The organism is Methylosinus sp. shoA (genome assembly GCF_059718125.1).
The window spans coordinates 858,610-883,001 of the sequence record NZ_AP046091.1 but is presented as its reverse complement, the minus strand read 5'-3'; the positions used below and the strand labels follow the sequence as shown (position 1 = coordinate 883,001).

The following is a 24,392-nucleotide window of genomic DNA, read 5'->3' as shown; positions in this document are numbered from 1 at the left end:
CGACATGGGAGCCTATATCGCGCGACGCCTCTTGCTGATGATTCCGACGATCTTCGGCATCATGCTCATCTCCTTCGTCGTGGTGCAGTTCGCGCCCGGCGGTCCGGTCGAGCGCGTCATCGCGCAGCTTCAGGGAGTCGACGCGGGCGCGACGTCGCGCTTCTCGGGCGGCGCCGGCGACGTCGGCCGCGCCGGCGGAGCGCAGATCGGCGCCGACGCCGGCTCCAAATATCGCGGCGCTCAGGGGCTCGATCCGAAATTCGTCGCCGAGCTGGAAAAGCAGTTCGGCTTCGACAAGCCGGCGTGGGAACGCTTCCTGCTGATGGTGAAGAACTACGCGGTCTTCGATTTCGGCCGCAGCTATTTCCGCGACGAGAGCGTGCTGAAGCTGATCGGCGAAAAGCTGCCCGTCTCCATGTCGCTCGGCCTGTGGATGACTCTGATCTCCTATTCGGTGTCGATTCCGCTCGGCATCGCCAAGGCGGTGCGCGACGGCGAGCGCTTCGACTCCTGGACCTCCAATCTCATCATCGTCGGCTACGCCATTCCGAGCTTCCTCTTCGCCATGCTGCTGATCGTGCTGTTCGCCGGCGGCTCGTTCTGGCAGGTATTTCCATTGCGCGGCCTCACCTCCGAGAATTTCGCCGAGCTCTCGCTGCCGGCGAAGATCGGCGATTATCTCTGGCACATCTTCCTGCCGGTCTCGGCGATGACGCTCGGCGCCTTCGCGACGCAGACGTTCCTCACCAAGAACTCCTTCCTCGACGAGATCCGCAAGCAATATGTGCAGACGGCGCGCATGAAGGGGCTGACCGAGAATCGCGTGCTCTACGGACACGTGTTCCGCAACGCGATGTTGATCGTGATCGCTGGTTTTCCAGGCGCTTTCGTTCACGCTTTTCTCACCGGCTCGGTGCTGATCGAGACGATCTTCTCGCTCGACGGCCTCGGCTATCTCTCCTATGAATCGATCGTGAATCGCGATTATCCGGTGGTCTTCGCCAATCTCTATATTTTCGCGCTGCTCGGGCTCGTGGTGAATCTCCTGTCCGACTTGACCTATACATGGATCGATCCGCGCATCGATTTCGAGACGCGCGAGGTGTGATCCATGAACGAGACGCGCGCACTCTCCCTCGATCCGAAACAGCGTCTCGCGCCGGCGATTCCCGGCGACGGGCTCTTGCGGCTGCGTCCGATCGACCGCCGCAGGCTCGCCAATTTCAAGGCCAATCGCCGCGGCTTCCTGTCGTTCTTCCTGTTCATGACGCTGTTCGTGCTGTCGCTGCTCGCCAATTTCATCGCCAACGACAAGCCCATTCTCGCCTTTTACAAAGGCGAGCTGCTGTTTCCTGTCTTCAAGGATTATCCGGAGGAAAAATTCGGCGGCTTTCTCGCGCGCACCGATTATCGCGATCCGGTCATCGAGAAGGAGATCGAGGCCAATGGCTGGATGCTCTGGCCGCCGGTCCGCTATTCCTACAACACGCATAATCTCGATCTGCCGACGCCGGCGCCCTCGCCGCCGACGTGGTTGTTGAGCAAGGCGCAGTGCGAGGCGGCGGCGGCCAAGAAGCTCGGGCCCGAGAATGCGCGTCTCGGCTGCGCGGCGATCGAATGGAACTGGCTCGGCACCGACGATCAGGGCCGCGACGTGGTGGCGCGGCTGCTCTACGGCTTCCGCATCTCGGTGCTGTTCGGCCTCATATTGGCCGGCGTCTCTTCGATCGTCGGCGTCGCCGCGGGGGCGGTGCAAGGCTATTTCGGCGGGCGCGTCGACCTCGTGTTCCAGCGTTTCATCGAAGTGTGGTCGTCGCTGCCGCAGCTCTATCTGCTCATCATCATCTCGTCTTTTCTCGTGCCGGGCTTCTTCGTGCTGCTCGGCATATTGCTGCTGTTTTCCTGGGTGTCGCTCGTGCATGTCGTGCGCGCGGAGTTCCTGCGCGCGCGCAATTTCGAATATGTGAACGCCGCGCGGGCGCTGGGGCTTTCGAATTTCCGCATCATCACGCGGCATCTCCTGCCCAATGCGACGGTCGCGACCTTGACCTTCCTGCCCTTCGTGCTCAATTCCTCGATCACGACGCTGACCTCGCTGGACTTCTTAGGCTTCGGCCTGCCGCCGGGCTCGCCGTCGCTGGGGGAACTGCTGCTGCAGGGCAAGTCCAACCTCCAGGCGCCCTGGCTCGGGCTCACCGGCTTCGTGGTGATCGCGCTGATGCTCTCGCTCCTGGTGTTCATCGGCGAAGCGGTGCGCGACGCCTTCGACCCGAGAAAGACGTTTCGGTGAGACTGTGATATGGTCGCAACGACGGGAGCCGCTCCATGAACAAGATTGTCCGGGAACATTACCCAGCTTCGCGCCTACCCGAGGATCTGCGCAAGGAGATCGGGGAGAATGCGAAGGTCACGGTGACGATCGTCGTCGAGCCTGAAGCGGAACGCATGACCGATTGGTTCTCTCGTCACGAACACATTCGTCGAAACTACTTCAAGTCCTCTGAAGAAGTGAACGGCTATGTTCGGTCGTCGAGGGACGAGTGGAGTCATCGCGAGCGATGACGGTCCGTATCTATCTCGATACGAATATCTTCATCGAGGCTTTCGAAAAGGACGGCCCGCTGTCGGATTGCGCTCGCGCAGTGCTACATCTCGTGAGAAGCGGTATGGCGACGGGCGTTCTCAGCGAGCTGATAGTCGCCGAGCTGCTGGTGAAGCCGGTCGCCGCCGGCGATGTCGAACTTTATGGTTCTTATTTAGAGCTGCTCGATTCTCCGAGGGGATACGTCACGCGCTCTGTCGATCGCGACCTTCTGATCGAAGCGGCGCGTCACCGAGCCGTCAGTCGGAGAACCAAGCTGCCGGACGCGATCCATGTCGCGACCGCGACGCTGGAACAATGCCTCGCATTCGTCACGGCTGACAAAAAAATCGACGCACCGGATGGTCTCGCTTTCCTCGACCTCGGCCCAGATACCGCAGAAGCGATCCGCGCCCTCGCATGACCGCCTCCCCCCTCCTCGACGTCCGCGACCTCTCCATCGCCTTCGCGCAAGGCGGCAAGGAGACGCTCGCGGTCGACAAAGTGTCCTTCTCGCTCGAGCGCGGGCGCACGCTGGCGCTCGTCGGCGAATCGGGCTCCGGCAAATCGATCACCGCGCTCTCCATCGTGCGCCTGCTGCCGCCCGCGGCGATCCCTCCTTCCGGGAGCATAGACTTTGCGGGCGAGAATATTCTGACGCTCTCCGACGCGAAGCTGCGCGCCATTCGCGGCGCGAAGATCACAATGGTCTTCCAGGAGCCGATGACCTCGCTCAATCCGCTGCAGACGATCGAGCAGCAGATCGGCGAGATCCTCGAGCTGCACGGCGCGCGCGGCGCGGAAAAAATTCGCGCGCGTGTCGTCGAGCTGCTGGAAGAGGTCGGAATTCCAAATCCGCGAGAGCGCCTCTCCGCCTATCCGCATCAATTGTCCGGCGGCCAGCGTCAGCGCGTGATGATTGCAATGGCTCTCGCCAATCGTCCGGATCTGCTCATCGCCGACGAGCCGACGACGGCGCTCGACGTCACCGTGCAGGCGCAGATTCTCGCTTTGCTCGAGCGCGTGCAGAAGATCTATGGCATGGCCATGCTGTTCATCACGCACGACCTCGGCCTCGTGCGGCGTTTCGCCGACGACGTCTGCGTCATGCAGCATGGCCGCATCGTCGAGAAGGGGCCGGTCGAGAAAGTGTTCACGGCGCCGGAGCACCCCTATACCCAGGCGCTGCTCGCGGCCGAGCCCAAGGGCGCGCCGCCGCAGGAGGATGCGAGCGCGCCGGTGCTGGTGAGCGCCGACGATCTGCGCGTCTGGTTCCCGATCAAGCGCGGCTTCCTGCGGCGCACGGTCGGCCATATCAAAGCGGTCGACGGCGTCACGCTCGCCGTGCGCCGCGGCTCGACGGTCGGCGTGGTCGGCGAATCGGGCTCCGGCAAGACGACGCTCGGCCTCGCGCTGCTGCGGCTCATCCGATCGGACGGGCCGATCCTCTATCTCGGCGAGCGCATCGACGCGAAGACCGTCGCGGAAATGCGCCCGCTGCGCCGCGACATGCAGATCGTTTTCCAGGACCCTTACGGCTCGCTCTCGCCGCGCATGTCGGTGGCCGAGATCGTCGCGGAAGGGCTGGGCGTGCAGATGCGCGGCCTCCCGCTCGACGAGACGCGCGAGATCGTCGCGCAGGCGCTGGCCGAGACCGGGCTCGACCCGGCGATGATGGACCGCTATCCGCACGAATTTTCCGGCGGCCAGCGCCAGCGCATCGCCATCGCCCGCGCCATCGTGCTGAAGCCCAAATTCATCGTGCTCGACGAGCCGACCTCGGCGCTCGACATGTCGGTGCAGGCGCAGATCGTCGATCTCCTGCGCGATCTGCAGGAGAAGCACAGCCTAGCCTATCTCTTCATCAGCCATGATCTCAAAGTGGTGAAATCGCTCGCCGCTCATCTCATCGTGATGCGTCACGGCAAAGTGGTGGAGGAGGGGCCGGCGGTAGATGTTTTCGCCGCGCCCAAGAGCGAGTATACGCGCGCGCTGTTCGCGGCCGCCTTCCGCATCGAGACCGACAATCACAAGGCCGACCCGGCCGCGTGAGCGGCCGGCAAGCTCCTTGCCTTCAGCTCCGGGCGGCCGAAGAATTGCGACGGGACGCCGCGCCCGAGGAGAAAGAGATGAGCCAGCTGCAAGACTGGTCGGAACAAGCCACGCCGATCGATTTCGTCGACAAGGAGAGCTGGCCGATCCACGCCGAAACGCTGCCCCCGCCGATCGCCGCCTTCGCGAAGGCGAGCGGCTTCGACGGCAAGGCGGGCGCGCATCTGCTGGCGCCGGGGCCGGATGGCGCGCCGGCGCTCGTCCTCTTCGGCGTCGAGGCGCCGAGCGCGCGTCACCGCGATCCCTTCCTGCCCGGCAAGCTCGCGACCATTCTGCCCGCGGGGCTCTATCGGCTGCGCGAGGGCGTCGCGGACGGGGAAGCGGCGGCGCTCGCCTTTCTGCTCTCCGCCTATTCCTTCTCGCGCTATCGCGAGCGCAAGAAAGAGCCGCCGCGCCTCTGCGCGCCGCAGGAGGCCGACCGCGTCCGTATCGAGCGTGTCGCGGCGGCGATTCGCTTCGGCCGCGATCTCGTCAATACGCCGGCCAATGATCTCGGGCCGACGGCGCTCGCCGAGGCGGCGCTGCAGCTCGCAGCAAAGCATGGGGCGGAGGCGCGCGTCATCGTCGGCGACGCGCTGCTCGCCGAGAATCTCCCGCTGATCCACGCCGTCGGCCGCGCCGCCTCCGAAGCGCCGCGGCTCGTCGACATCGCCTTCGGTCCCGAGAACGCGCGCAAGGTCACGCTCGTCGGCAAGGGCGTCTGCTTCGACAGCGGCGGGCTCGACATCAAGCCGAGCAGCGCCATGCTGCTGATGAAGAAGGACATGGGCGGCGCCGCCACGGCTCTCGCGCTCGCCGACATGCTGATGGGCGCGCAAACGCCGCTGCGCCTGCGCGTGCTGCTGCCGATCGTCGAGAACGCCATATCGGCGAACGCCATGCGGCCCGGCGATATTTATCCGAGCCGCAAGGGCCTCACGGTCGAGATCGGCAACACCGACGCCGAAGGGCGCCTCATCCTTGCCGACGCGCTGGCGCTGGCGAGCGAAGAGGAGCCGGAGCTGCTGATCGATTTTGCGACGCTGACCGGCGCCGCGCGCGTGGCGCTCGGGCCGGAGCTGCCGGCGCTCTATACGGGCGACGACGCGCTGGCGCAGGAGATCGAGGCGCATGGCCGCAAGCTCGGCGATCCGGTCTGGTGCCTGCCTCTTTGGGAGCCATATGATTCCCAGCTCGACGGCAAGGCGTCCGATCTCGTCAATGTGTCGAGCGGGCCGCACGCCGGCTCGATCACCGCGGCCTTGTTCCTGCGGCGCTTCGTCTCCGCGCCGGAGCGCTGGGCGCATTTCGATCTCTTCGCCTGGAACGGCTCGACCAGGCCCGGACGGCCGGAGGGCGGCGAGATCCAGACGGCGCGCCTGCTCTATGATCTCATCGAGGAGCGCGCCGCCCGCTGGAGCGCGACCAAGAAGTGAGCGACGCATTCGACAAGCGCCTGACGCCGGCGCGCCCCGATCTCGCCGCGCGCCATCTCGAGGGGCGCGTGAAGGCGGCCCGCTTCGTCGAGGGCCGGCGCATGCAGGTGAAGGAGGGCGTCGCCGATCTGAAGCGCGAGCCGCGGCCCGATTCGCGGCTCGACACGCAGGCGCTCTACGGCGAACTCGTCACGGTTTACGATGAAGAAGAGGGCTGGGCCTGGGCGCAGCTCGAGCGCGATTCCTATGTCGGCTGGCTCCCCGCCAATTTGCTGTGGAGCCGCATCGAGAGCCCGACGCATAGCGTGCGCGTTCCGCGCACTTTCGTCTTTCCGCGGCCGGACATAAAGGACCCGCCGCTGCTCGCCCTGCCGCTCGGCGCCGAGGTCGAGATCGTCGGCGAGCGCGACTCCTTTCTCGTCGCGGCCGACGGCGGCTTCATCTATCGCGCGCATCTCATGCCGCGCGAGGAGCGCGTCGCCGATTTCGTCTCCTTTGCGGAAATGCTGATCGGCGCGCCCTATCTCTGGGGCGGCAAATCCTGGCTCGGAATCGACTGCTCGGGGCTCGTGCAGACCGCGCTCGCCTTCGCCGGAATCGCGGCGCCGCGCGACACCGATCTGCAGGAGAAGGCGCTGGGCGAGCCTCTGCCCGAAGGCGCGCCGCTACGGCGCGGCGATCTCGTGTTCTGGAAGGGCCATGTGGGCGTGTTGCGGGACGCGGAGACTCTGCTGCACGCCAACGCCCATCACATGCAGGTGGCGAGCGAGCCCTTCGCGCCCGCCCGCGCGCGCATCCTGGCGTCCGGCTCGCCGGTGACGAGCGTCAGGAGAGTGGGCTAGAGGATCGATCTTCGCGACGACGATCACGGCGCGAGGCGGCCGGCCAGCACATCCTCGAGCGAGGCGGTGTCGCTCATCAGCCGCGCGGCTGCGCGCAGCAAGGGCGCGGCCAGCGCGCCGCCGCTGCCCTCCCCGAGCCGCATGGAGAGATCGAGCAGCGGGCGTGCGCCGATCGCCGCCATCATGCCGGCGTGGCCGCGCTCGGCCGAGACATGGGCGAAGATCAGCCGCTCCGCCAGTCCGGGCGCGAGGCGCAGGGCGGCGAGCGCGGCGGCGCTGGAAATGAAGCCGTCGACCACCATCGCCTTGCCGGCCGCCGCCCCGCCCAGGAAAGCGCCGGCCATCATGGCGATCTCCAGCCCGCCGAATTCGGCGAGCACGGCCAGTGGCTCGCTCGCCGGCGCGCGCGCCGACGCGCGCTCCAGCGCCGCCCGCTTGCGGGCGAGGCCCTCCGCGTCGTGTCCGGCGCCGGCGCCGACGCAATCGGCCAAGGGCGCCGGCGTGAGACGATGCATGAGGAGCGCCGCCGAGGCGCTGTTGCCGATGCCCATCTCGCCGATCGCCAGGGCGTCCGCGTCCGAGGCCGCCGCGATCTCGCCGCCGCGGACGAGAGCCGCCTCGACCTCGGCGGCCGTGAGCGCCGGCTCGACCGCGGCGTTGCGCGAGCCGCGCCGGATCTTGGCGTCGATCAGGCGGGGATGGGCGGGAAATTCGGCGTCGACGCCGGCGTCGACCACGATCACCTCGACGCCGCAGGCCGCCGCCAGAGCGTTCACGCTCGCGCGTCCGGCGAGGAACGTCCCGACCATCGCGGCGGTGACCGCGGACGGAAAAGCGGAGACTCCCTCCGCCGTGAGCCCGTGGTCGCCGGCGAACACATAGGCCTCCACGCGTTCGATCTTCGGCCGTTCCTTTCCCTGGATCAGCGCAAGCTGCAGGGCGAGCTCCTCGAGGCGGCCGAGCGAGCCCGGCGGCTTGGCCAAGCCGTCGATCCGCGCGCGCAGGCGCGCCGCGAAAGCGGGATCGAAGGGCGGCAGGATGGGAGGCTCAAAGGTCAAAGGCCGGCGATCCTTTCGAGGGCGGAGATGTCGAGGCTTCGCCTCAGAGTGTCGGCGATCTCGTCGAGCGCGGCCTCCACCGCGACATCATGGTCGCCGCCGGCGGAGGTCCCTCCGAATCGGGCGAGCAGAGCGGCGCGGGCGGCGCCGCGATCGAAGAGGCCGTGAACATAGGCGCCGGCGATGCGGCCGTCGGCGCTCACTGCGCCTTCCGGCGCGCCGTCCGCGCGCAGCAGCAGCGGACGGCCGCGCGCCGGCCCGGTCGTGACGCCGATATGAATCTCGTAGCCGGAGAATTCCGCGCCGCCATCGGCGAGCGCGCCGCTCACCGGCTGCACGATCTTGTCGCTCTCGAGCACAGTGTCGAGCTCCAGAAGCCCGAGGCCCGCGACTTCGCCGGTCGGTCCTTCGAGGCCGCGCGGATCGGCGATGGTCCTGCCGAGCATCTGATAGCCGCCGCAGAGGCCGAGCACGCGGCCGCCTCTGCGGACATGAGCGGCGATGTCGATGTCCCAGCCCTGCGCGCGCAGAAAGGCCAGATCGCCGATGGTCGTCTTCGTTCCGGGCAGGATCACCAGATCGACGTCGCCGGGAATGGCCCGGCCGGGCGCGACGAAGCCGAAGGCGACGCCGGGCTCGGCCCGCAGCGGATCGAGATCGTCGAAATTGGCGATGTGGGGGAAGAGCAGGGCGGCGACGCGCAGCTTTCGCCCTTCGCCGGCCGGCGTGCGGTCCAGGGCCACGGCATCCTCCGCCGGCAGGAGGCGCGCCGCCGGCGTCCAGGGGACCATGCCGAGATCGCGCCAGCCCGTGCGCGCGGCGATCTCGCGGCGGCCCGCGTCGAAGAGGCTCGGCTCGCCGCGGAACTTGTTGACGAGGAAGCCCTCGATGCGTCCGCGGTCGGCCTCGTCCAGCACCGCATGGGCGCCGACCAGCGCCGCGATCACATGGCCCCGCTCGATGTCGCCGGCGAGCACGACGGGAAGATCGGCCGCATGGGCGAAGCCCATATTGGCGATGTCCCCCGCCCGGAGATTGGTCTCGGCCGGGCTGCCGGCGCCTTCGACCAGCACCAGATCCGCCTCGGCCGCGAGCCGGCGATAGCTGTCGAGCGCAATGTCCAGCAGCGTCCGCTTGCGCGAGAGAAAATCGCGCGCCTGCAGCTCGCCGGCCATCCGCCCGCGGACGATGAGCTGGGCGCCGACGTCGCTCTGCGGCTTCAGCAGCACCGGGTTCATATGCACGGTCGGCGGCGTGCGGCAGGCGCGCGCCTGCAGCGCCTGGGCGCGCCCGATCTCGCCGCCGTCCGTGGCGACCGCGGCGTTGTTGCTCATATTCTGCGGCTTGAACGGACGAACCGTGAGCCCGTGATCGGCGAAGATGCGGCAGAGCCCGGCGACAAGGGTCGACTTGCCGACGTCCGAGCCGCATCCCTGCACCATCAGCGCCGCCGCCATGCCGCCCCCGCCGCCAGCAGCCACAACAGGGCGCAGGCTCTCACATAGATTTTCAGTCCGCGGCCGAGGTCGTGCGCGTCCGGCGGGCGGCCCTCGCCGAATGCGGGCCGATCGACCGTCACGCCGTCATAGGAGGCCGGTCCCCCCAATCGCACGCCGAGCGCGCCGGCCATCGCCGCCTCGGGCCAGCCGGCGTTGGGCGACGCATGCTTGCGGGCGTCCCGCAGCATCGTCCGCCAGCCGCCCCCGCCGGCGAGCGCGATCAGCGCCCCGGCGAGGCGCGCCGGCGCGAGGTTCATCACATCGTCCGCGCGGGCGGAGGCCCAGCCGAAGCTGCGCCAGCGCGGCTCCCTATGGCCGATCATGCTGTCGGCCGTGTTCACGGCCTTATAGGCGAACAGTCCGGGCAGCCCGCCCAAAGCCAGCCAGAAGGCGGGCGCCACCACGCCGTCGTTGAAGCTCTCGGCGAGGCTTTCGAGCGCGGCCGCCGCCACGCCGCCGGCGTCGAGCCGGTCGGTGTCGCGGCCGACGATGCGCCCCAGCGCCCGCCTCGCTTCGGCCAGATCGCCGCCTTCGAGCGGGCGATGGACCGCCGCCACATGATCATAGAGGCTGCGCTGAGCGAGGCCCGTCGTCGCCAGGAGCGTCAGCGCGGCTCCTCCGAGCGGGCCGCGGCCGAGGGCCCGCATTGGGAGGGCGCCGGCGAGGGCCGCCCCGCCCGCGACGAGCGCCAGCGTGGCCGCCCCCGCGACCCTCCGTGCGCCTTCGCTGCGCTCGGGCCTGTTCCAGCGGCCCTCCAGCGTCGTGAGGGCCGCGCCGACATGAGCGACGGGATGCGGCAGGCGCCGGTGGAGGCGATCCGGATAGCCGACCGCCGCCTCGAGCACGAGCGCCGCGAGGGTCAGCCGGCTCATGTGCGCGACGCCTGTTCGAGCGCGGCTCCGAGGCGCGCGAACTGACCCGCGCGGGGCAGCCCGAAACGCAGCCAGCGCGGCGAGTGACCGAACGGCCGCGTGAGGATTCCGGCCGCCGCCAGCCGGTGGAAGCGCTCGCCGGCGTCCACGGCCTCGACGAGACGAAACAGGGGCGTTCCGCCGACGACGTTCAGCCCGGCCCGCGCGAGCAGCCGGTCCAGGCGATCGGCGCGGGCCCGCAGGCGCGCGCGGGCGCGAACGCGCCAGTCCTCGTCCCGATAGGCGGCGAGACCGGCGGCGATGGCGTCGGCGCCGACCGGCCAATCGCCGAGCCCCCGCCGCAGCCGCTCCGCCATCCCGACCGGCGCGAGCGCGAAGCCTAGCCGCAGGCCGGCGAGCCCGTAGAATTTGCCGAAAGAACGCAGCGCCACGACGCGCTCATGGCCCGCCGCCGCAATGCTCGGATGGTCCGAGACGTCGGCAAAGCTCTCGTCGACGACGAGCCAGCCGTCCCGCGCCCCGAGCCGGTCGGCGAGGGCGAGGAGAGTTTCGCGTCTCCGCATGTGTCCGTCGGGATTATTGGGGTCGACGAGGACGATCGTGCGGGCGTCTTCCTCGCGGTCGACCAGCCGCGCGCCGGCCTGCGTCCAGGCTTCGCAATGGCTCGCATAAGTGGGTCCGGGCACGAAGACCGCCCCGGCGCCGAGCAGATGAGGGAGGAGCCGCAGCCCGGCCTCGGCCCCGGGAACGGCGACGACATTCGCCGGATCGCTCATCCCGAAGGCGGCGCCGGCGGCCGCCTCCAGCGCGGCGATCTCCTCGGGAAAGGGCAGGCGCGCACGGGCCTCGCGGCGCGCCGGCCGGGCCGGATAGGGATCCGGATTGATCCCGGTGGAGAGATCGATCCACGGCCGGGGCGCGGCGGGCCACAAGAGCTCCGCGGTCGCCACGCGGCCGCCATGGAGCGAGAAGCCGCCCATGGCGCTATCGCTCCGCGCGAGCGGTCGAGATCCTCAACGGGGCCCCTCCAGCAGTCGACGGGGCGCATCCGGCGGGACGCCGGGCGGGCCGAAGGGCGCGCGACGAAACCGTCGTCGCGTCCGACCCGCGCCATGCGACGCGCCCCGCGCTCATGGCCGACAGCGGCGACAGGCAGGTCTCCTGGCTCGCGGGTCGTCGCGACGGTCCGCCGCCTTCCCGGGAGCGCCTCGAAACGCCGCCCAGTGGCCTATCACGGATGCGCTGGCCGCTCACAGTTGCGGGGGCAGCCCGGGCCTCTACCCGAGTTCCCTTTCTCATCCCCTCGCGGGGAACCTGTCGCGCGGCCGATATATCAGCAGCCCTCGAAATCCGTCAACGCACAGGAAGCATGAACCAAGGGCAACCGCCCTGTGGAAGGCCGAGCGCGCTCGCTGGCGTCAAGAACAGCGCCAGCGCCAATGCGCGAATCGCGAATTCGAGGTCGAGCGTGGCGAGCTCCCCGAAAGGCAGGCGCCGGCTTCAGCCGGGCAGCATCAGCGAAAGAGCCTCTTCGGCAACCCGACTGGCGAATCATCGACGCGAGCGTGCCGGGCTCGATATCGTCGCTCATGCGATGCGCGGCGACGGTGACGAGCCGGACCTCGCCATTCGCTTCGCCGCGATAGATCGCGTGCGAGCCTTTCCCTTGCCTCGCCAAGACAAAGCCGTTCGACTCCAGAATCCGAACGAATGCGTCGAACGTCACGCCGGGCAGGCCACGGGGAATGCGGCCGACGTGTCGCCGTCACTCGCGCGCCGTCGCCATGCGGACCAGAGGACGCGCGCCGTCCAGGCGATGGCGACCACCGCCGGGGCGCGCCGGTTCAACAGCTTGGCGCGCGTGGCGTCGTCTTCCTCTCGCGCCGCGGCGACATACTCGCTGACGGCTTCCTCCAGGGCGCGGCGAACTTCATCGAACGATCGCCCTTGAACGGCGAGGCCGAAATCGAGGCAAACGCCTTCCTAATCGCCGGCATGGCCGCGAGCGAAACAGGCGAGATCGCGCATTCGAGCTTTTCCGCCGGCCATGGACTCCCGCTGCGGGATTTAGCGCCGCCAGTGCTGCCGTGAAGTTACCAGCGCGGCGCGCACATCGGCAATCCGCCGCTCGCCTTCGACCGCGTTTGGCTGCGATCGGCCGCGGCGACGCGAAATCCCGCTTTCTGCTTACCGAGCGCTTACCGAAGCGGGGGCGCAGCGGCTGCGCCCCACATTTTCGCTCGCAACTATCTGATTTGATTGGTGGGCGCACAAGGGCTCGAACCTTGGACCCGCTGATTAAGAGTCAGCTGCTCTACCAACTGAGCTATGCGCCCGTCCGCTCGTCGCGAACGAGGCGCGGAAATATCAAATCGGTCGGCCCATGTCCAGCTTCGCGCAGAAAAAACTCGCCCGGGCCGGGGCTCCGCGCGGCGTCAGCCCGCCTTGCGCAGCCGATGCAGAGTGATCTCGGGCGGGCAGTTGAAGCGGACCGGTAGGACCGAGGAGCCGGCTCCGATCGAGGTGTAGCCCTGCATCTCGCCATGACGCCAGGCGCCTGCGCCGAACGCGCGCGGCAGGACCGAATCGAGCGTCACGGGCGTCCCGCCCGGCAGGCAGATCTGGCCGCCATGCGTGTGGCCGGCCAGCAGCAGGTCGACGCCGGCTGCGGCCGCGCGGGCGTAGATCTCGGGCGTGTGCGACAGCAGGATCGAGAAGTCTTCGCGCGGCGCGCCGGCGAGGGCCCGGCCGATGTCGTCGGCGCGGAAGAAATGCGGCTCGTCCACTCCTGCAACTTGAATGCGCGCGCCTCCGCGCTCGATCGCCTCGCGCTCGTTGAGCAGCACGGTCATGTCCATCGCTTCCAGTCCCGGCGTCATGCGGATCGTGTCGTGATTGCCGAGCACGGCGAGGATCGGCGCGGCGATCGCCTCGCGCAAAGTCGCGAGGCCGGCGAGCGCCGCCTCGAAAGGGCCCTTGGTCGCGCCGCGATAGTCGCCGGTGAGCACGCAGAGATCGTAGCGCAGCCCCTCGACGAGCGAACGCGCGCGCGCCATCGCGCCGGGGTTGAGATCGACATGCAGATCGCTGAGATGTAGGATCGTGAAGCCGTCGAAGGCCGCCGGCAGTTTCGCCGAGACAACGACGTTCTCCCGCAGCGCGACCTTCTCGGCGTTGGCGAGGCCGCGCCGATAGAGACCGGCGAGACGAAGCGCGGCGCGGATGACGCGCGGAGAATAGGCGACATTCTCGATATGGAAGAAATTCAGGCCCTGCCCGAACGCCTGCGCCTCGTGCTCGCGCTCGACGGCGAGGCGCTCGCGGGCGCGCTCGGCTCCGAGCCGTGCTTCGAGCCAGGGCGGAACTTCGTCCTCGGTCATCGTCCGGTTCGTCTCCTGCGCAGACGCTCTCCCGAGTCTCGCACATCGGGCGGCGCGAAATGAAGAAAGTTCGTGTCTCCTTCTTCCGCTCGGAGGAGAAGGCGGCGAACGCAGTGAGCCGGATGAGGGCGCCGGGAACTGTGTCGGCCCTCGTCCGACCCCGCTTCGCGGGACCGCCTTCTCCCGTAGGCGGGAGAAGGAGGGCGCGTCTTCTTCTCTGCCTCTTCTTCGGCGTTCTCGCGCTCTGCGCGCCCGGCCTGCTTCCGCCCGCCGCGCTCGTCGCGCCGGAGCCGACGCCGATCGTCTATGACCGCAACGGCGCCTTCGTCACCCAGATCGGCGCGCGCGCGGATCATGGCCACTGGCCGCTGCGCGCAATTCCCGAGCGCATCGTTCTCGCGACGCTGGCGCTCGAGGATCGGCGCTTCTTCTCGCATCCGGGGGTCGATCCGCGCGCCGTGCTGCGCGCCGCCTGGCGCAATCTCTTCGGGCGCGGGCGGCGTGAAGGCGCCTCGACCATCGCCATGCAGGTCGCGCGCATGCAGGCGCCGGCGCCGCGCAGCCTCGGCGCCAAGGTCACGGAGGCCGTAACCGCGCTCGCGCTGATCGCGCGCAACGGCCGTGAGGCCGTGCTCGCCCATTATCTGCGTCTCGCGCCCTATGGCAATGGCAGCCATGGCGTCGCTCACGCGGCGCGCTTCTATTTCGACAAGCCGGTCGAGGATCTCTCGCTCGCCGAGATCGCGCTGCTCGCCGCCGTGCCGCAATCGCCGGGCCGGATGAATCTGTTCCGCGAGCGCGGCCTTGCTCTCGCGCGGGCGCGGGCGGCGCGGGCGCTCGCCTATTTGCGCGAGGAAGGTCTCGTCGACGCCACGCAAGCGGCGCTCGCCGAGCGCCGGCTGGCGACGCTGCGGCCCGTCGGCGCCGCGCGGCGGCCGGACGCTCTGCATCTCGCCTTGCGCTACGAGGCGCTCATCCGCGACGGACTCGTCGCGCCGACCTCCGAGCAAGACCCGCGCATTCACGCGAGCGTCGATCTCGCGCTGCAGGAGCGCGTCGCGAGCCTGACGCGGCGCTATCTGTCGCTCTGGCGCGGAGCCGGCGCGCGACAGGCCGCGGTGATGGTCGTCGAGCGCGGAACCGGCGCGGTGCTCGCCGATGTCGGCTCCTCCGACTATCGCGATCCGCGCGAGGGCGCGATCGACTTCACCCGCGTGCAGCGCTCGCCCGGCTCGACCTTGAAGCCTTTCGTCTATGCGCTCGCCTTCGAGCGCGGCGCGCTGCGGGCGACCGACATCGTCACGGACGTTCCCGAAGGCGCTTCGGGCGTCGACAATGCCGACGGCCTGTTTCTCGGCCCCATGCTGCCGCGCCAGGCGCTCGCCAATTCGCGCAATGTGCCGGCGACCAATCTCTTGCGCCGCGTCGGGCTCGAGACCAATTTCCGCTTCCTGCACGATCTCGGCCTGCATGATCTCGAAGCGCCGGCCGAATCCTTCGGCGTCGCCATGGCGATCGGCGCTCTGCCGACGCGGCTCGAGCGGCTCGTGCGCGCCTATGGCGCTCTCGCCGAGGACGGCGTCCTCTCCGATCTCGTCTTCGCGGCGGAGCAGAGGCGGCGCCGCTCCATTCGCGTGATGTCGAGCGACACGGCGCGGCTCGTCACCTCGATGCTCGCCGATCCGCTCGCGCGGCTGCCGAGCTTTCCGCGCTACGGGCCGCTCGAATATCCTTTCGCCGTCGCGGCGAAGACGGGAACCTCGCAAGGCTATCGCGACGCCTGGACCATCGCTTTTTCGCGCAGGGCCATCGTCGGCGTCTGGCTCGGGCGCGGCGACGCCGGCGCGATGAACCGGCTGAGCGGCGCCGCCTCCGCCGCGCGGCTCGCCCATGCCGTGCTCGCGCATGTGCATGGCGCGAAGCCCGGCGATCTTTCCGACGATTCCTTTTCGCCTCCCGAGGAACGAGTTCCGGTCGCGATGTGCCTTTCCGGCGGATCCAACGGCGGCGCCTGCAGCGAAACGCTGGTGGAATGGGTGAAGCCCGACGAGCGCCCCGGCGCCGCGCTCGCGGCGCCCGCCCTGCCGTCGAGCGCTGCGCAGCCTGCGGCGCTGGCGATCACGACGCCCGAGCATCGCACCCATATCTGGCGCAATCCGGAGCAGCCGGAAGCGCTGAACCGCCTCGCGCTGAAAGCGTCAGTGACGCCGTCGGCCCAGCAGATCCTCTGGTATGTCGACGGCGAGCCCTTCGCGCTCGCCGAGACCGACGCGCCGGTCTATTGGCCGATGCGTCCGGGAACGCATCGCATCCAGGCGCGGCTGCCGCTGCGAAAAGAGGCGTCGCGCATCGTCGAGATCACGGTCGAGTGATCAATCGTTCGGCGCGAGCATCTTCTCCGGCCGGACCAATTCGTCGAATTCGGCGTCGGTCACCTTGCCGGATTTCAGCGCCTCCTCGCGCAAGGTCGTGCCGTTGTGATGCGCGGCGCGGGCGATCTTGGAGGCGGCGTCATAGCCGATCTTCGGCGCGAGGGCCGTCACCAGCATCAGCGATCGCTCCAGGAAGCTCTCGATGTTGGCCTCGTCGGGCTCGACGCCGTCGACGCAGCGCGTGACGAAACTGTCGACGCCGTCGGCGAGCAGGATCGTCGATTCGAGCAGGGCGAAGGCGATCACCGGCTTCAGCACATTGAGCTCGAGATGGCCCTGCGAAGCGGCGAAGGTGATCGTCGCATGATTGCCGAAGACGCGCGTGCAGACCATGGTCAGCGACTCGACCTGAGTCGGATTGACCTTGCCCGGCATGATCGAGGAGCCGGGCTCGTTCTCCGGCAGCTTCAGCTCCGCGAAGCCCGCACGGGGACCGCAGCCCAGCAGGCGAATGTCGCAAGCGATCTTGTAGAGGCCGGCGGCGAGCGCGTTCAGAGCGCCATGGGCGAAGACGACGGCGTCATGGGCCGCGAGCGCCTCGAATTTGTTCGGCGCCGTGACGAAGGGCAGGCCCGTCTGCGCCGCGATCTTTGCCGCGACGGCCTCGGCGAAGCCCTTGTAGGTGTTGACGCCGGTGCCGACCGCCGTGCCGCCCTGGGCGAGCAGGAAGAGATCGGCGAGCCCTTCGCGAATGCGCCTCGCGCCGAACGCGGCCTGCGCCGCATAGCCGGAAAATTCCTGGCCGAGCGTGACCGGCGTCGCATCCTGCAGATGCGTGCGGCCGATCTTGACGATATGCTCGAATGCCTCGGCCTTCGCCTGGAGAGCCGCCTGCAGCCTTTCGACCGCCGGCAGCAGGCGCTGCGAGATGGCGATGGCGCCGGCGACATGGATGGCGGTCGGAAAACTGTCGTTCGAGGACTGGCCGAGATTGACGTGATCATTGGGGTGGACCGGGGACTTGGCCCCGCGCCCCGCGCCCAGCGTCTCATTGGCGCGATTGGCGATCACCTCGTTGACGTTCATGTTGGACTGGGTGCCGGAGCCGGTCTGCCACACGACGAGCGGAAAATGCTCGTCGAGCTTCCCCTCGATCACCTCCCGCGCAGCCGCGGCGATGGCCGCGGCGACGTCCGGCTTCAGCAGGCCCTTCTCGGCATTGGCCTCCGCGGCCGCGAGCTTCACCCGCGCCAGCGCATGGACGACCTCGATCGGCATGCGGCCGACCCCGATCGGAAAATTGCGGCGCGAGCGCTCCGTCTGCGCGCCCCAATAAGCGGAAGCCGGAACCTCGATGTCGCCGAAGGAATCGCGCTCGATACGGAATTGGTCGGTCATCGCTCTATGCTCGCAGACTAAGGGAGGGCTCGAGCTTCCCTATGCGGCATTTCCCGCGGTCTATCAATCATTGCCGGCGCGCGGCAGCGCCGTCGCCTCGCCGACGAAAAAGGCGTCGCCGATATCGGCGCCGCTCGAGAGCGACAGAACGTCGGCGAGGCGGTTGCGGGCGCGATTGACGCGGCTCTTCATCGTGCCGGGCGCGCAATTGCAGATGGCGGCGGCCTCCTCATAGGAGAGGCCGGAGGCGGCGACGAGGATCAGCGCCTCGCGCTGGTCGAGCGGCAGCTTCTGCAGCGCCGCGCGGAAGTCGAGGAAATCCATATGCGCGTTCTGAGCCGGCAGCGACACCAGCCGCGCGGCGATGAGTCCGTCGGGGTCGGGCGTCTCGCGGCGACGCTTGCGATATTCGCTGTAATGGATATTGCGGAGGATGGTGAACAGCCAAGCCGTGAGATTGGTGCCTTCGGTGAAGGAGGCGAGGCTGCTCCAGGCCTTGACCAATGTCTCCTGGACGAGATCGTCGGCGCGGTCCGTGTTGCCGCAGAGCGAGACCGCAAAGGCGCGCAGATTGGGGATCGCCGCGACGAGGTCGGCTTTCGATCCCTTGCCATCGCCTTTCGCCGCCTCGGATTCCGGCACTATCTCTCCCCGGGCGCCTTCGAACTCGGAGAGGATATCGTGTCCGCTTCGAGCCTGTTCAAGAGCTCGAGGAATCGCTCGGGCACGGGCTGCCCCAGCACGTCGTTATACAAATCGCGCAACTGGTCGCCGATCTGCTCGCCGATCTTGTTCTTGTCGACTTCGTGCCTAGATGTCGGGCGCGGGCTCCGCTCACGCGGCGGACGTCGGGAATTCAAGACCACCAATCCTTCATGATCGGCCGCGGAATGCTGTTCCTCACGTGTGAGCACCGGACCAATCGTCTCCTCCCCATCTCCTCGGCTGTCGGATTTGCTGAGCGCGGCGGCAATGGTTCTGCGGCTGCTTTTTCCCATCGGCTCCTCGAGAATTGCAAAAGTCCATGCCCTGGCGCGTTGACGCGGCCGCGCTATACTGCATTGCGCCGACGCCACGACAACGCTAATTTTACCAAAAGGTTCCCCGGGTCGGGGCGACGATTTGACGCAGCGGAGCGCACGAGAGTCGGCTCGAGTTCCGCACTGCGGCAAAGCGAGGACACATAATGTCCCTATCTCAGGCTATTCTAAGGCACCTCCCTTACCTCAGGCGTTTCGCGCGCGCTTTGTCCGGCAGCCGCGAGGGCGGCGACGCCTATGTGCTCGCGACGCTCGAAACGGTGGTCGCCGATCCCGGCCGCATCGAGGCCGACGAGAATCTGCGCGTCGCGCTGTACCGACTCTTCCTCGACATCTGGACCTCGAGCCCCATCAACGCGCATACCGACCATTCCGGCGTGGCTCCGGCCGAGGAGACGGGAGCGCAGCGCAATCTCGAAGCCATCTCGCTGCAGCCGCGCATCGCCTTTCTCCTCCATGCGCTCGAAGGCTTCTCGCTCTCCGAGATCGCCCGCGCGCTCGGCGTTCCGGAAGCGCGCGCCGCGGCTCTCATCGACGCCGCGAGCTCCGAGATCGCGGGCCAATTGGCCACCGACGTGCTCATCATCGAGGACGAGCCGCTGATCGCTCTCGATCTGCGCGCCCTGGTCGAGGAGCTCGGGCATCGCGTCGTCGCCGTGGCCCGCACGCACAAGGAGGCCGTGGCCGCAATAGCCGAGACGCCGCCCGGCCTGATACTGGCCGACATACAACTCGCCGACAACAGCTCGGGGCTGGAAGCGGTAAACGAAATCCTCGGCTCGGTGTCGACGCCGGTGATCTTCGTCACTGCTTATCCGGAACGCTTCCTCAAAGGCGAGCCGCCGGAGCCCGCCTTCCTGATCGCCAAGCCATTCAGCGTGGACAGCCTGAAGGCGATCATCAGCCAAGCTTTGTTTTTCGATAGGCGCTCCCATGTCAAAGGCAATTGTAAGCACAATTGAATGCAGAAAGCGACAGCTTAAGTAGTCGTTTGATTTCGTACGTATAGACCACAGGTCAAGTTTGACCAAAAAAAACTTCTATCCAGCTCAAAGAGAGCGCAACCTTGTCTTCACTCGGGAGTTGACTCCCGGGGGACAGGAGAAGGTAGATCAAATGACCGCTATGCAGGAACCCAAGAAGTCGAACCGGGGCTTTGCGTCGATGGATCCGGAGAAGCAGCGCGCCATCGCTCGCAAGGGCGGCCAGAACGTCCCCGACGAGAAACGCAGCTTCTCGCAAAATCCGGAGCTTGCGGCGAAAGCGGGACGGAAGGGCGGCCAGAGCGTCGATCCGACGAAGCGCAGCTTTTCCCGCGACCATACGCTCGCGTCCGAGGCCGGGCGAAAGGGCGGTCATGCGTCCCACTCCAAGCCGAGGACAGCCGCGGAGTAATCCGCGGCCGCCGCGCCTCGGAGCGATTCGGCGCGAGAGCGCCGGGCGCGTCAGGCGGCGTGAGGCTTGGTGGTTTGCGCGATGACGGAATAGAGGGCCGAAGGGTCGCGGGTCGCGCGAATGGTCGCGACCACTCCCGGATCGCGCAGAACGCGGGCGGCGCAAGCGAGCGCTTTCAAATGATCGGCCCCCGACGATTCGGGGGCGATCAGCAGAAAAACCAGATCGACCGGCGCGCCGTCCAGCGCGTCGAAATCGATCGGGCGCTCGAGCCGCGCGAAAATTCCAAATATCGATTTGATTCGCGCCAGCTTGCCGTGCGGAATGGCGATGCCGTTGCCGATTCCCGTCGAGCCGAGACGCTCGCGCTGAAGCAGAGCGTCAAATATCTCGCGCGCCGGCAGACCGGAAATCTCCGCGGCCTTTTCGCTCAGGTCCTGAAGCGCCTGTTTCTTGGTGTTGGCCTTGAGCGACGGAATAATCGCTTCCGATGTGAGCAGATCAGCGAGCCGCATGAGGCGTCAATCCCATTCACGATCTGATTCGGCGTGAGAACTCGCCGCCGCCGCGAACACGGCGAAGGCCGGTTCCGAGTCTATCCGACTGGACGACAGCGCGTCGGGACGGGGCTTTGCACCGTCGGGGCGCCGTGGCCGTCGCGCTGTATGATGTTGCGCTCCAGGAGCAGTTGCACTCTCATCGCCGCCGCTTCCCCGATTAGTGGCAAGATATGTGCCGCTTATTCTCCGCCCGGCGCGTCGATCCAACCGATATGGTCGTCGCCGCGCCGATAGACAACATTGAGACGGCCCGTATCGGCGTGCCGGAACACGACGACCGGCGCGCCGGTCAAATCGAGATCGAGAACCGCCGCGGATACGCTGAGGCGGCGCAGGCGCGCGGTCGATTCGGCGACGATGGTCGGCGCGAATTCCTTGGGCGCCTCGATCTCCTGATCGGGCGCCTCGAGCACATAGCTGGCGGCGACTTCGCCGAGGTCGGCGCCCGCCGCGTGATCGGCGTGATGGTCCTTCAACCGGCTCTTGTAGCGGCGCAGCCGCTTTTCGATGCGATCGGCGGCCTGATCGAAGCAAGCGTAGGGCTCCTGAGCGCGGCCGTCGGCCTGCAAGACAATGCCGGAAGTGAGATGCAGGCTGCAATCGGCGCGATAGCCGGATCCCTCGGGCGCGATCGTCACATGGCCGCTGATCTCGCCGTCGAAATATTTGGCCGCCGCGGCGCCGAGCCGTTCGGCGACATGCGCGCGCAGGGACTCGCCGATGCTGATATTCTTGCCGGACACCCGCAAAGACATGCCTGCTCCACCTCATCGGGCCGCGCGCTCGCGCCGCGAGGCGCACGCCGCTGACGGAAATGTCCCTTAAATCGAGCTCTTCGCCATTCGTGGCCCGGCCGCCCGCTCCGTCCGAACGGCGCTTCCTCTCTCAGACGTTCTTTCTGCCGCTCGAACGTGGCGGAAATTCGGGCACCGGGCTCCGCGGCTGCCCGACCGTCGACCGGAAGCGTTAAGTTGCTGGACGCTCGAAGTCAATGGCCGATCGGCCGCCGCGCGGCCCTCTCACATGGCCGGTTGGACGTTCTCGCGCATCTGGCTCTGCTTGGCCCTGCGGCGATCGACCGATGACGGAATGCGCAGACTGTCGCGATATTTGGCGACCGTGCGCCGGGCGATGTCGATGTCGATCTCCTTGAGGCGGGCGACGATGGCGTCGTCCGACAGCACGTCGAACGGACTCTCCTTGTCGATCATTTGCTTGATCTTGTAGCGCACCGCCTCCGCCGAATGCGCCTCGCCTCCGCTCGTCGTCGCAATGGAGGCGGAGAAGAAGTATTTGAGCTCGAAAATGCCGCGCGGAGTCGTCATATATTTGTTCGAGGTGACGCGCGAGACGGTCGACTCGTGCATGCCGATGGCGTCGGCGATGGTGCGCAGATTGAGGGGGCGCAGATGCTCGACGCCCTTGGCGAGAAAGGCGTCCTGCAGCCGCACGATCTCGGAGGCGACCTTGAGGATGGTGCGCGAGCGCTGCTCGAGGCTCTTCGTCAGCCAGTTGGCGTTCTGCAGGCAGCTCGAGATGAAGGTCTTGTCGCCGTCGCGCTTGGCGCCGGCGCTCACCTGCGCCGCGTAGGAATGGTTGACCAGCACGCGCGGCAACGCGTCCGAGTTCAATTCGACGATCCAGGAGCCGTCGGTCGCCGGCCGCACGATCACGTCGGCGACGAGCGGCTGAATGGGGGCGCCGCCGAACGCGCGGCCGGGCTTGGGGTCGAGGCGGCGCACCTCGGCCGCCATATCGGCGATATCCTCGTCATCGACGCCGCACAGCCGCGCGAGCTGGGCGAAATCGCGCTTGGCGAGCAGCGGCAGATTCGAAATGAAGATCTGCATCGCAGGATCGAGCCGGTCGCGCTCGCGCAGCTGAATGGCGAGACATTCGGAGAGGTCGCGCGCGCCGACGCCCGAAGGCTCGAAGCGCTGGATGATCGCGAGCACGGCGGCGACGCGCGCCGGATCGGCGTCGAGCCGCACGGCGATCTCGGCTGCGTCCTCGCGGAGATAGCCGGTCTCGTCGATGGCGTCGATGATCGCATGGCCGATGAGCCGGTCGACCGGGTCCGCGCAGGCGAGCGCCAGCTGCTCGGCGAGGTGATCGTGCAGGCTGGCCTGAGCGGCGACATAGGCTTCGAGATTGGGCGCCTCGCCGTCCGCCGGGGCGCCTCCCGCGCCGCTCCAGGAATTGGCCGAGAGGCCGGCGCCTTCGAGCAAACCCGGCGCATCCGCGGGGCTGCGCACATTGTCCAGCTCGAAGGCGTTGCCGATCTCGGTGCCGAGCTCGGCGGCGAGCTGCGTCGCGTCGACGGCGAGGCTGTCGCGCGCCCAATCGCCCTCGGCCGGCTCGCCGAGGCTTTCGGCGCCGGACGGCTCGCCCGCCGCCGCCTCGCCATGCGCCTCCTGCGGCGCGTCGGGAAAATCATTGGCGTCGACCGCCTCGAGCAGCGGATTGCGCTCGAGCTCCTCATGGAGAAACGCCGACAGCTCGAGATTGGAGAATTGGAGAAGCTTGATCGCCTGCAGCAGCTGAGGCGTCATCACCAGGGCCTGGCCCTGACGCATCATCAGTTTGGTGGAAATCGCCATGATCCGCTACTCGAAACCTCTGCCCCGTCGACGCCGCGGCGGGCGACGGCGTTCTCGGCCTGTTTCTTGCTTATAGCACGTTGCGGTTTCTTGCGCAGGGCCAATTATTCGGCGCCCCCCGAAAAAAGCGCCTAGCAGTTAATCGCCGGAAACTCTTCCGTCCCGCGGCGTCACATGCGGAAGTCTTCGCCGAGATAGATGCGGCGAACATCCGGGTCGGCGACGATCTCCTCGGGCGTTCCCTCCGTCAGCACATGGCCGTTGTAGATAATGTAGGCGCGGTCGGTCAGGCCCAGGGTCTCGCGCACGCTGTGGTCGGTGATGAGCACGCCGATGCCGCGCTTCTTGAGGTGACGGACGAGGTCTTGAATGCCGCCGACGGCTATTGGGTCGATACCGGCGAAGGGCTCGTCCAGCAGCATGAAGGATGGGCGCCCGGCGAGCGCGCGGGCGATCTCGCAGCGGCGCCGCTCGCCTCCTGAGAGCGCGATGGCCGGAGAATGCCGTAGCCGCTCGAGCTTGAACTCCTCGAGCAAGGTGTCGAGCTCGCGCTCGCGCTCCCGCTTGTCCGGCTGTGTGATCTCCAGCACGGCGCGGATATTGTCCTCGACGCTGAGGCCGCGGAAGATCGAGGCCTCCTGCGGCAGATAGCCGATGCCGAGCCGCGCCCGCCGATACATGGGAAGACCCGTCACGTCATAGCCGTCGAGCGCGATGACGCCCCTGTCGGGCTTCACCAGACCGGTGATCATATAGAACACCGTGGTCTTCCCGGCTCCGTTGGGGCCGAGCAGGCCGACCGCCTCGCCGCGCGCCACATGCAGGCTCACATCCTCGACCACGCGGCGCTGCTTGTAGGATTTGGCCAGATGGCGAATGGCGAGGACGCCCTGCTGGCTGTTCGTTCCCGCGGCGTGGGGCGGATCGCTTTCGGCGGCCGCCGCCGCGCCGGTCCAGGCGGCGAATGCGGCGCCTGAATTTTGGGCGTTTCGGTCACGCAGATCGTCGATGTCCCGCGTCGCGGCCTGCGACCCCGCCACGTTCGGCCCGTCCCTGCGGACGAGAAACCGCTCCGCGAGGCGGGAGAAGAACCCGCCGCGCCCGGTCTCGCTCGTCGATGGATAGGGCTTGAAGCGCAAGTCGGAGGCGTCCCCGGATGAGCGGAGGCGGCGCGGCCGTCGAGCCGCGCCGCCTCCGATAAATTCTACAAAGCCGGAACGCAAAAGCCTCGTTACGATTTTGCAATCCCGGTCAGTCGCGCCTTCGGG

At 67.8% G+C, this 24,392-nt stretch carries 24 protein-coding genes, 1 tRNA gene and 1 riboswitch; of the genes, 11 read left to right on the top strand and 14 right to left on the bottom strand.

The window, feature by feature from the left end; all coding sequences use genetic code 11:
- The first annotated feature begins 4 nt into the window (after window positions 1-4).
- The 7 genes from AC6IW9_RS04100 (at window position 5) to AC6IW9_RS04070 (ending at window position 6,950) form a co-directional block, all read left to right on the top strand.
- Window positions 5-1,108 carry a microcin C ABC transporter permease YejB gene (locus tag AC6IW9_RS04100; protein ID WP_497769333.1) on the top strand — a complete coding sequence of 368 codons (1,104 nt, stop codon included), beginning with the start codon at window positions 5-7 and terminating at the stop codon, window positions 1,106-1,108.
- A 3-nt stretch (window positions 1,109-1,111) separates the two neighbouring features.
- Window positions 1,112-2,290: an ABC transporter permease gene (locus AC6IW9_RS04095; RefSeq protein WP_497769330.1), complete on the top strand. Its 1,179-nt coding sequence runs from the start codon at window positions 1,112-1,114 to the stop codon at window positions 2,288-2,290.
- A 35-nt stretch (window positions 2,291-2,325) separates the two neighbouring features.
- Window positions 2,326-2,562, top strand: a complete 237-nt coding sequence (locus AC6IW9_RS04090; protein ID WP_497769328.1) for a hypothetical protein — start codon at window positions 2,326-2,328, stop codon at window positions 2,560-2,562.
- Window positions 2,559-3,005 carry a type II toxin-antitoxin system VapC family toxin gene (locus AC6IW9_RS04085; protein ID WP_497769325.1) on the top strand — a complete coding sequence of 149 codons (447 nt, stop codon included), beginning with the start codon at window positions 2,559-2,561 and terminating at the stop codon, window positions 3,003-3,005. Before AC6IW9_RS04090 ends, AC6IW9_RS04085 begins: the two co-directional genes overlap by 4 nt.
- A complete protein-coding gene (locus tag AC6IW9_RS04080) occupies window positions 3,002-4,633 on the top strand; it encodes an ABC transporter ATP-binding protein (RefSeq protein ID WP_497769323.1) in 1,632 nt (543 codons plus the stop codon). The genes AC6IW9_RS04085 and AC6IW9_RS04080 overlap by 4 nt, the downstream gene beginning before the upstream one ends.
- A 77-nt stretch (window positions 4,634-4,710) precedes the next feature.
- Window positions 4,711-6,108: a leucyl aminopeptidase family protein gene (locus AC6IW9_RS04075; RefSeq protein ID WP_497769320.1), complete on the top strand. Its 1,398-nt coding sequence runs from the start codon at window positions 4,711-4,713 to the stop codon at window positions 6,106-6,108.
- On the top strand, window positions 6,105-6,950 hold the full coding sequence (locus AC6IW9_RS04070) for a C40 family peptidase (protein WP_497769317.1): 846 nt from the start codon (window positions 6,105-6,107) through the stop codon (window positions 6,948-6,950). Before AC6IW9_RS04075 ends, AC6IW9_RS04070 begins: the two co-directional genes overlap by 4 nt.
- A gap of 23 nt (window positions 6,951-6,973) precedes the next feature.
- Here the strand turns inward: AC6IW9_RS04070 and cobT are convergent, their stop codons facing one another.
- From cobT to AC6IW9_RS04045, 5 genes are all read right to left on the bottom strand, one after another.
- Entirely contained in the window at window positions 6,974-8,008 is a 1,035-nt protein-coding gene (cobT, locus tag AC6IW9_RS04065) for a nicotinate-nucleotide--dimethylbenzimidazole phosphoribosyltransferase (protein ID WP_497769314.1), read from the bottom strand.
- Window positions 8,005-9,465: a cobyric acid synthase gene (locus AC6IW9_RS04060; protein ID WP_497769312.1), complete on the bottom strand. Its 1,461-nt coding sequence runs from the start codon at window positions 9,463-9,465 to the stop codon at window positions 8,005-8,007. The genes cobT and AC6IW9_RS04060 overlap by 4 nt, the downstream gene beginning before the upstream one ends.
- Entirely contained in the window at window positions 9,450-10,379 is a 930-nt protein-coding gene (cbiB, locus tag AC6IW9_RS04055) for an adenosylcobinamide-phosphate synthase CbiB (RefSeq protein WP_497769310.1), read from the bottom strand. The genes AC6IW9_RS04060 and cbiB overlap by 16 nt, the downstream gene beginning before the upstream one ends.
- Window positions 10,376-11,359 (bottom strand): aminotransferase class I/II-fold pyridoxal phosphate-dependent enzyme, encoded by a 984-nt coding sequence (locus tag AC6IW9_RS04050; RefSeq protein WP_497769309.1) that lies wholly within the window; start codon window positions 11,357-11,359, stop codon window positions 10,376-10,378. Before AC6IW9_RS04050 ends, cbiB begins: the two co-directional genes overlap by 4 nt.
- Before the next feature lie 153 nt (window positions 11,360-11,512).
- Window positions 11,513-11,712, bottom strand: a riboswitch (cobalamin riboswitch).
- Window positions 11,713-12,105, bottom strand: a complete 393-nt coding sequence (locus AC6IW9_RS04045) for a type II toxin-antitoxin system HicA family toxin (RefSeq protein WP_497769308.1) — start codon at window positions 12,103-12,105, stop codon at window positions 11,713-11,715.
- A 221-nt stretch (window positions 12,106-12,326) separates the two neighbouring features.
- On the opposite strand from AC6IW9_RS04045, the gene AC6IW9_RS04040 reads away from it, so the two are divergent.
- Window positions 12,327-12,470, top strand: a complete 144-nt coding sequence (locus AC6IW9_RS04040) for a hypothetical protein (RefSeq protein ID WP_497769307.1) — start codon at window positions 12,327-12,329, stop codon at window positions 12,468-12,470.
- Between the two features lie 169 nt (window positions 12,471-12,639).
- On the opposite strand, the gene AC6IW9_RS04035 is transcribed toward AC6IW9_RS04040, so the two are convergent.
- Window positions 12,640-12,715, bottom strand: a tRNA-Lys gene (locus tag AC6IW9_RS04035).
- 99 nt (window positions 12,716-12,814) lie between these two features.
- The gene (locus tag AC6IW9_RS04030) at window positions 12,815-13,759 is read right to left on the bottom strand and encodes a metallophosphoesterase (RefSeq protein WP_497769306.1); all 945 of its coding nucleotides are present in this window, start codon (window positions 13,757-13,759) and stop codon (window positions 12,815-12,817) included.
- A gap of 122 nt (window positions 13,760-13,881) precedes the next feature.
- Between AC6IW9_RS04030 and AC6IW9_RS04025 the strand changes: the two genes are divergently transcribed.
- Window positions 13,882-16,131, top strand: coding sequence for a transglycosylase domain-containing protein (locus tag AC6IW9_RS04025; RefSeq protein ID WP_497772436.1), 2,250 nt, complete (start codon window positions 13,882-13,884; stop codon window positions 16,129-16,131).
- Here AC6IW9_RS04025 and fumC read toward each other — a convergent pair whose 3' ends face one another.
- The 3 genes from fumC to AC6IW9_RS04010 form a co-directional block, all read right to left on the bottom strand.
- The gene (gene fumC / locus AC6IW9_RS04020; protein WP_497769305.1) at window positions 16,132-17,529 is read right to left on the bottom strand and encodes a class II fumarate hydratase; all 1,398 of its coding nucleotides are present in this window, start codon (window positions 17,527-17,529) and stop codon (window positions 16,132-16,134) included.
- Between the two features lie 63 nt (window positions 17,530-17,592).
- Window positions 17,593-18,171, bottom strand: coding sequence for a sigma-70 family RNA polymerase sigma factor (locus AC6IW9_RS04015; protein ID WP_497769304.1), 579 nt, complete (start codon window positions 18,169-18,171; stop codon window positions 17,593-17,595).
- Entirely contained in the window at window positions 18,171-18,527 is a 357-nt protein-coding gene (locus AC6IW9_RS04010; RefSeq protein ID WP_497769303.1) for a NepR family anti-sigma factor, read from the bottom strand. The genes AC6IW9_RS04015 and AC6IW9_RS04010 overlap by 1 nt, the downstream gene beginning before the upstream one ends.
- A 188-nt stretch (window positions 18,528-18,715) precedes the next feature.
- Here AC6IW9_RS04010 and AC6IW9_RS04005 point away from each other — a divergent pair, with 188 nt between their 5' ends.
- Together AC6IW9_RS04005 and AC6IW9_RS04000 are read left to right on the top strand one after the other, a co-directional pair.
- The gene (locus tag AC6IW9_RS04005) at window positions 18,716-19,531 is read left to right on the top strand and encodes a response regulator (RefSeq protein ID WP_497769302.1); all 816 of its coding nucleotides are present in this window, start codon (window positions 18,716-18,718) and stop codon (window positions 19,529-19,531) included.
- A gap of 163 nt (window positions 19,532-19,694) precedes the next feature.
- Window positions 19,695-19,964 (top strand): con-10 family general stress protein, encoded by a 270-nt coding sequence (locus tag AC6IW9_RS04000; RefSeq protein ID WP_040567183.1) that lies wholly within the window; start codon window positions 19,695-19,697, stop codon window positions 19,962-19,964.
- Between the two features lie 50 nt (window positions 19,965-20,014).
- Here AC6IW9_RS04000 and ptsN read toward each other — a convergent pair whose 3' ends face one another.
- The 4 genes from ptsN to lptB all read right to left on the bottom strand — a co-directional run bounded on the left by ptsN (window position 20,015) and on the right by lptB (window position 24,263).
- Window positions 20,015-20,479 carry a PTS IIA-like nitrogen regulatory protein PtsN gene (gene ptsN / locus AC6IW9_RS03995; protein WP_497769301.1) on the bottom strand — a complete coding sequence of 155 codons (465 nt, stop codon included), beginning with the start codon at window positions 20,477-20,479 and terminating at the stop codon, window positions 20,015-20,017.
- A 224-nt stretch (window positions 20,480-20,703) separates the two neighbouring features.
- The gene (gene hpf / locus AC6IW9_RS03990) at window positions 20,704-21,279 is read right to left on the bottom strand and encodes a ribosome hibernation-promoting factor, HPF/YfiA family (RefSeq protein ID WP_497769300.1); all 576 of its coding nucleotides are present in this window, start codon (window positions 21,277-21,279) and stop codon (window positions 20,704-20,706) included.
- A gap of 264 nt (window positions 21,280-21,543) precedes the next feature.
- Window positions 21,544-23,124 carry an RNA polymerase factor sigma-54 gene (rpoN, locus tag AC6IW9_RS03985; RefSeq protein WP_497769299.1) on the bottom strand — a complete coding sequence of 527 codons (1,581 nt, stop codon included), beginning with the start codon at window positions 23,122-23,124 and terminating at the stop codon, window positions 21,544-21,546.
- A 170-nt stretch (window positions 23,125-23,294) separates the two neighbouring features.
- Window positions 23,295-24,263, bottom strand: coding sequence for an LPS export ABC transporter ATP-binding protein (gene lptB, locus AC6IW9_RS03980; protein ID WP_497769298.1), 969 nt, complete (start codon window positions 24,261-24,263; stop codon window positions 23,295-23,297).
- Between the last annotated feature and the right edge of the window lie 129 nt (window positions 24,264-24,392).

Bases quoted from the DNA above. Each gene is read 5' to 3' on its own strand.
- AC6IW9_RS04100 (WP_497769333.1), top strand. From the start codon at position 5: ATGGGAGCCTATATCGCGCGACGCCTCTTGCTGATGATTCCGACGATC.
- AC6IW9_RS04095 (WP_497769330.1), top strand. From the start codon at position 1,112: ATGAACGAGACGCGCGCACTCTCCCTCGATCCGAAACAGCGTCTCGCG.
- AC6IW9_RS04090 (WP_497769328.1), top strand. From the start codon at position 2,326: ATGAACAAGATTGTCCGGGAACATTACCCAGCTTCGCGCCTACCCGAG.
- AC6IW9_RS04085 (WP_497769325.1), top strand. From the start codon at position 2,559: ATGACGGTCCGTATCTATCTCGATACGAATATCTTCATCGAGGCTTTC.
- AC6IW9_RS04080 (WP_497769323.1), top strand. From the start codon at position 3,002: ATGACCGCCTCCCCCCTCCTCGACGTCCGCGACCTCTCCATCGCCTTC.
- AC6IW9_RS04075 (WP_497769320.1), top strand. From the start codon at position 4,711: ATGAGCCAGCTGCAAGACTGGTCGGAACAAGCCACGCCGATCGATTTC.
- AC6IW9_RS04060 (WP_497769312.1), bottom strand. From the start codon at position 9,465: ATGGCGGCGGCGCTGATGGTGCAGGGATGCGGCTCGGACGTCGGCAAG.
- cbiB (WP_497769310.1), bottom strand. From the start codon at position 10,379: ATGAGCCGGCTGACCCTCGCGGCGCTCGTGCTCGAGGCGGCGGTCGGC.
- AC6IW9_RS04050 (WP_497769309.1), bottom strand. From the start codon at position 11,359: ATGGGCGGCTTCTCGCTCCATGGCGGCCGCGTGGCGACCGCGGAGCTC.
- AC6IW9_RS04030 (WP_497769306.1), bottom strand. From the start codon at position 13,759: ATGACCGAGGACGAAGTTCCGCCCTGGCTCGAAGCACGGCTCGGAGCC.
- AC6IW9_RS04025 (WP_497772436.1), top strand. From the start codon at position 13,882: ATGAGGGCGCCGGGAACTGTGTCGGCCCTCGTCCGACCCCGCTTCGCG.
- fumC (WP_497769305.1), bottom strand. From the start codon at position 17,529: ATGACCGACCAATTCCGTATCGAGCGCGATTCCTTCGGCGACATCGAG.
- AC6IW9_RS04010 (WP_497769303.1), bottom strand. From the start codon at position 18,527: ATGGGAAAAAGCAGCCGCAGAACCATTGCCGCCGCGCTCAGCAAATCC.
- AC6IW9_RS04005 (WP_497769302.1), top strand. From the start codon at position 18,716: ATGTCCCTATCTCAGGCTATTCTAAGGCACCTCCCTTACCTCAGGCGT.
- AC6IW9_RS04000 (WP_040567183.1), top strand. From the start codon at position 19,695: ATGCAGGAACCCAAGAAGTCGAACCGGGGCTTTGCGTCGATGGATCCG.
- ptsN (WP_497769301.1), bottom strand. From the start codon at position 20,479: ATGCGGCTCGCTGATCTGCTCACATCGGAAGCGATTATTCCGTCGCTC.
- hpf (WP_497769300.1), bottom strand. From the start codon at position 21,279: ATGTCTTTGCGGGTGTCCGGCAAGAATATCAGCATCGGCGAGTCCCTG.
- rpoN (WP_497769299.1), bottom strand. From the start codon at position 23,124: ATGGCGATTTCCACCAAACTGATGATGCGTCAGGGCCAGGCCCTGGTG.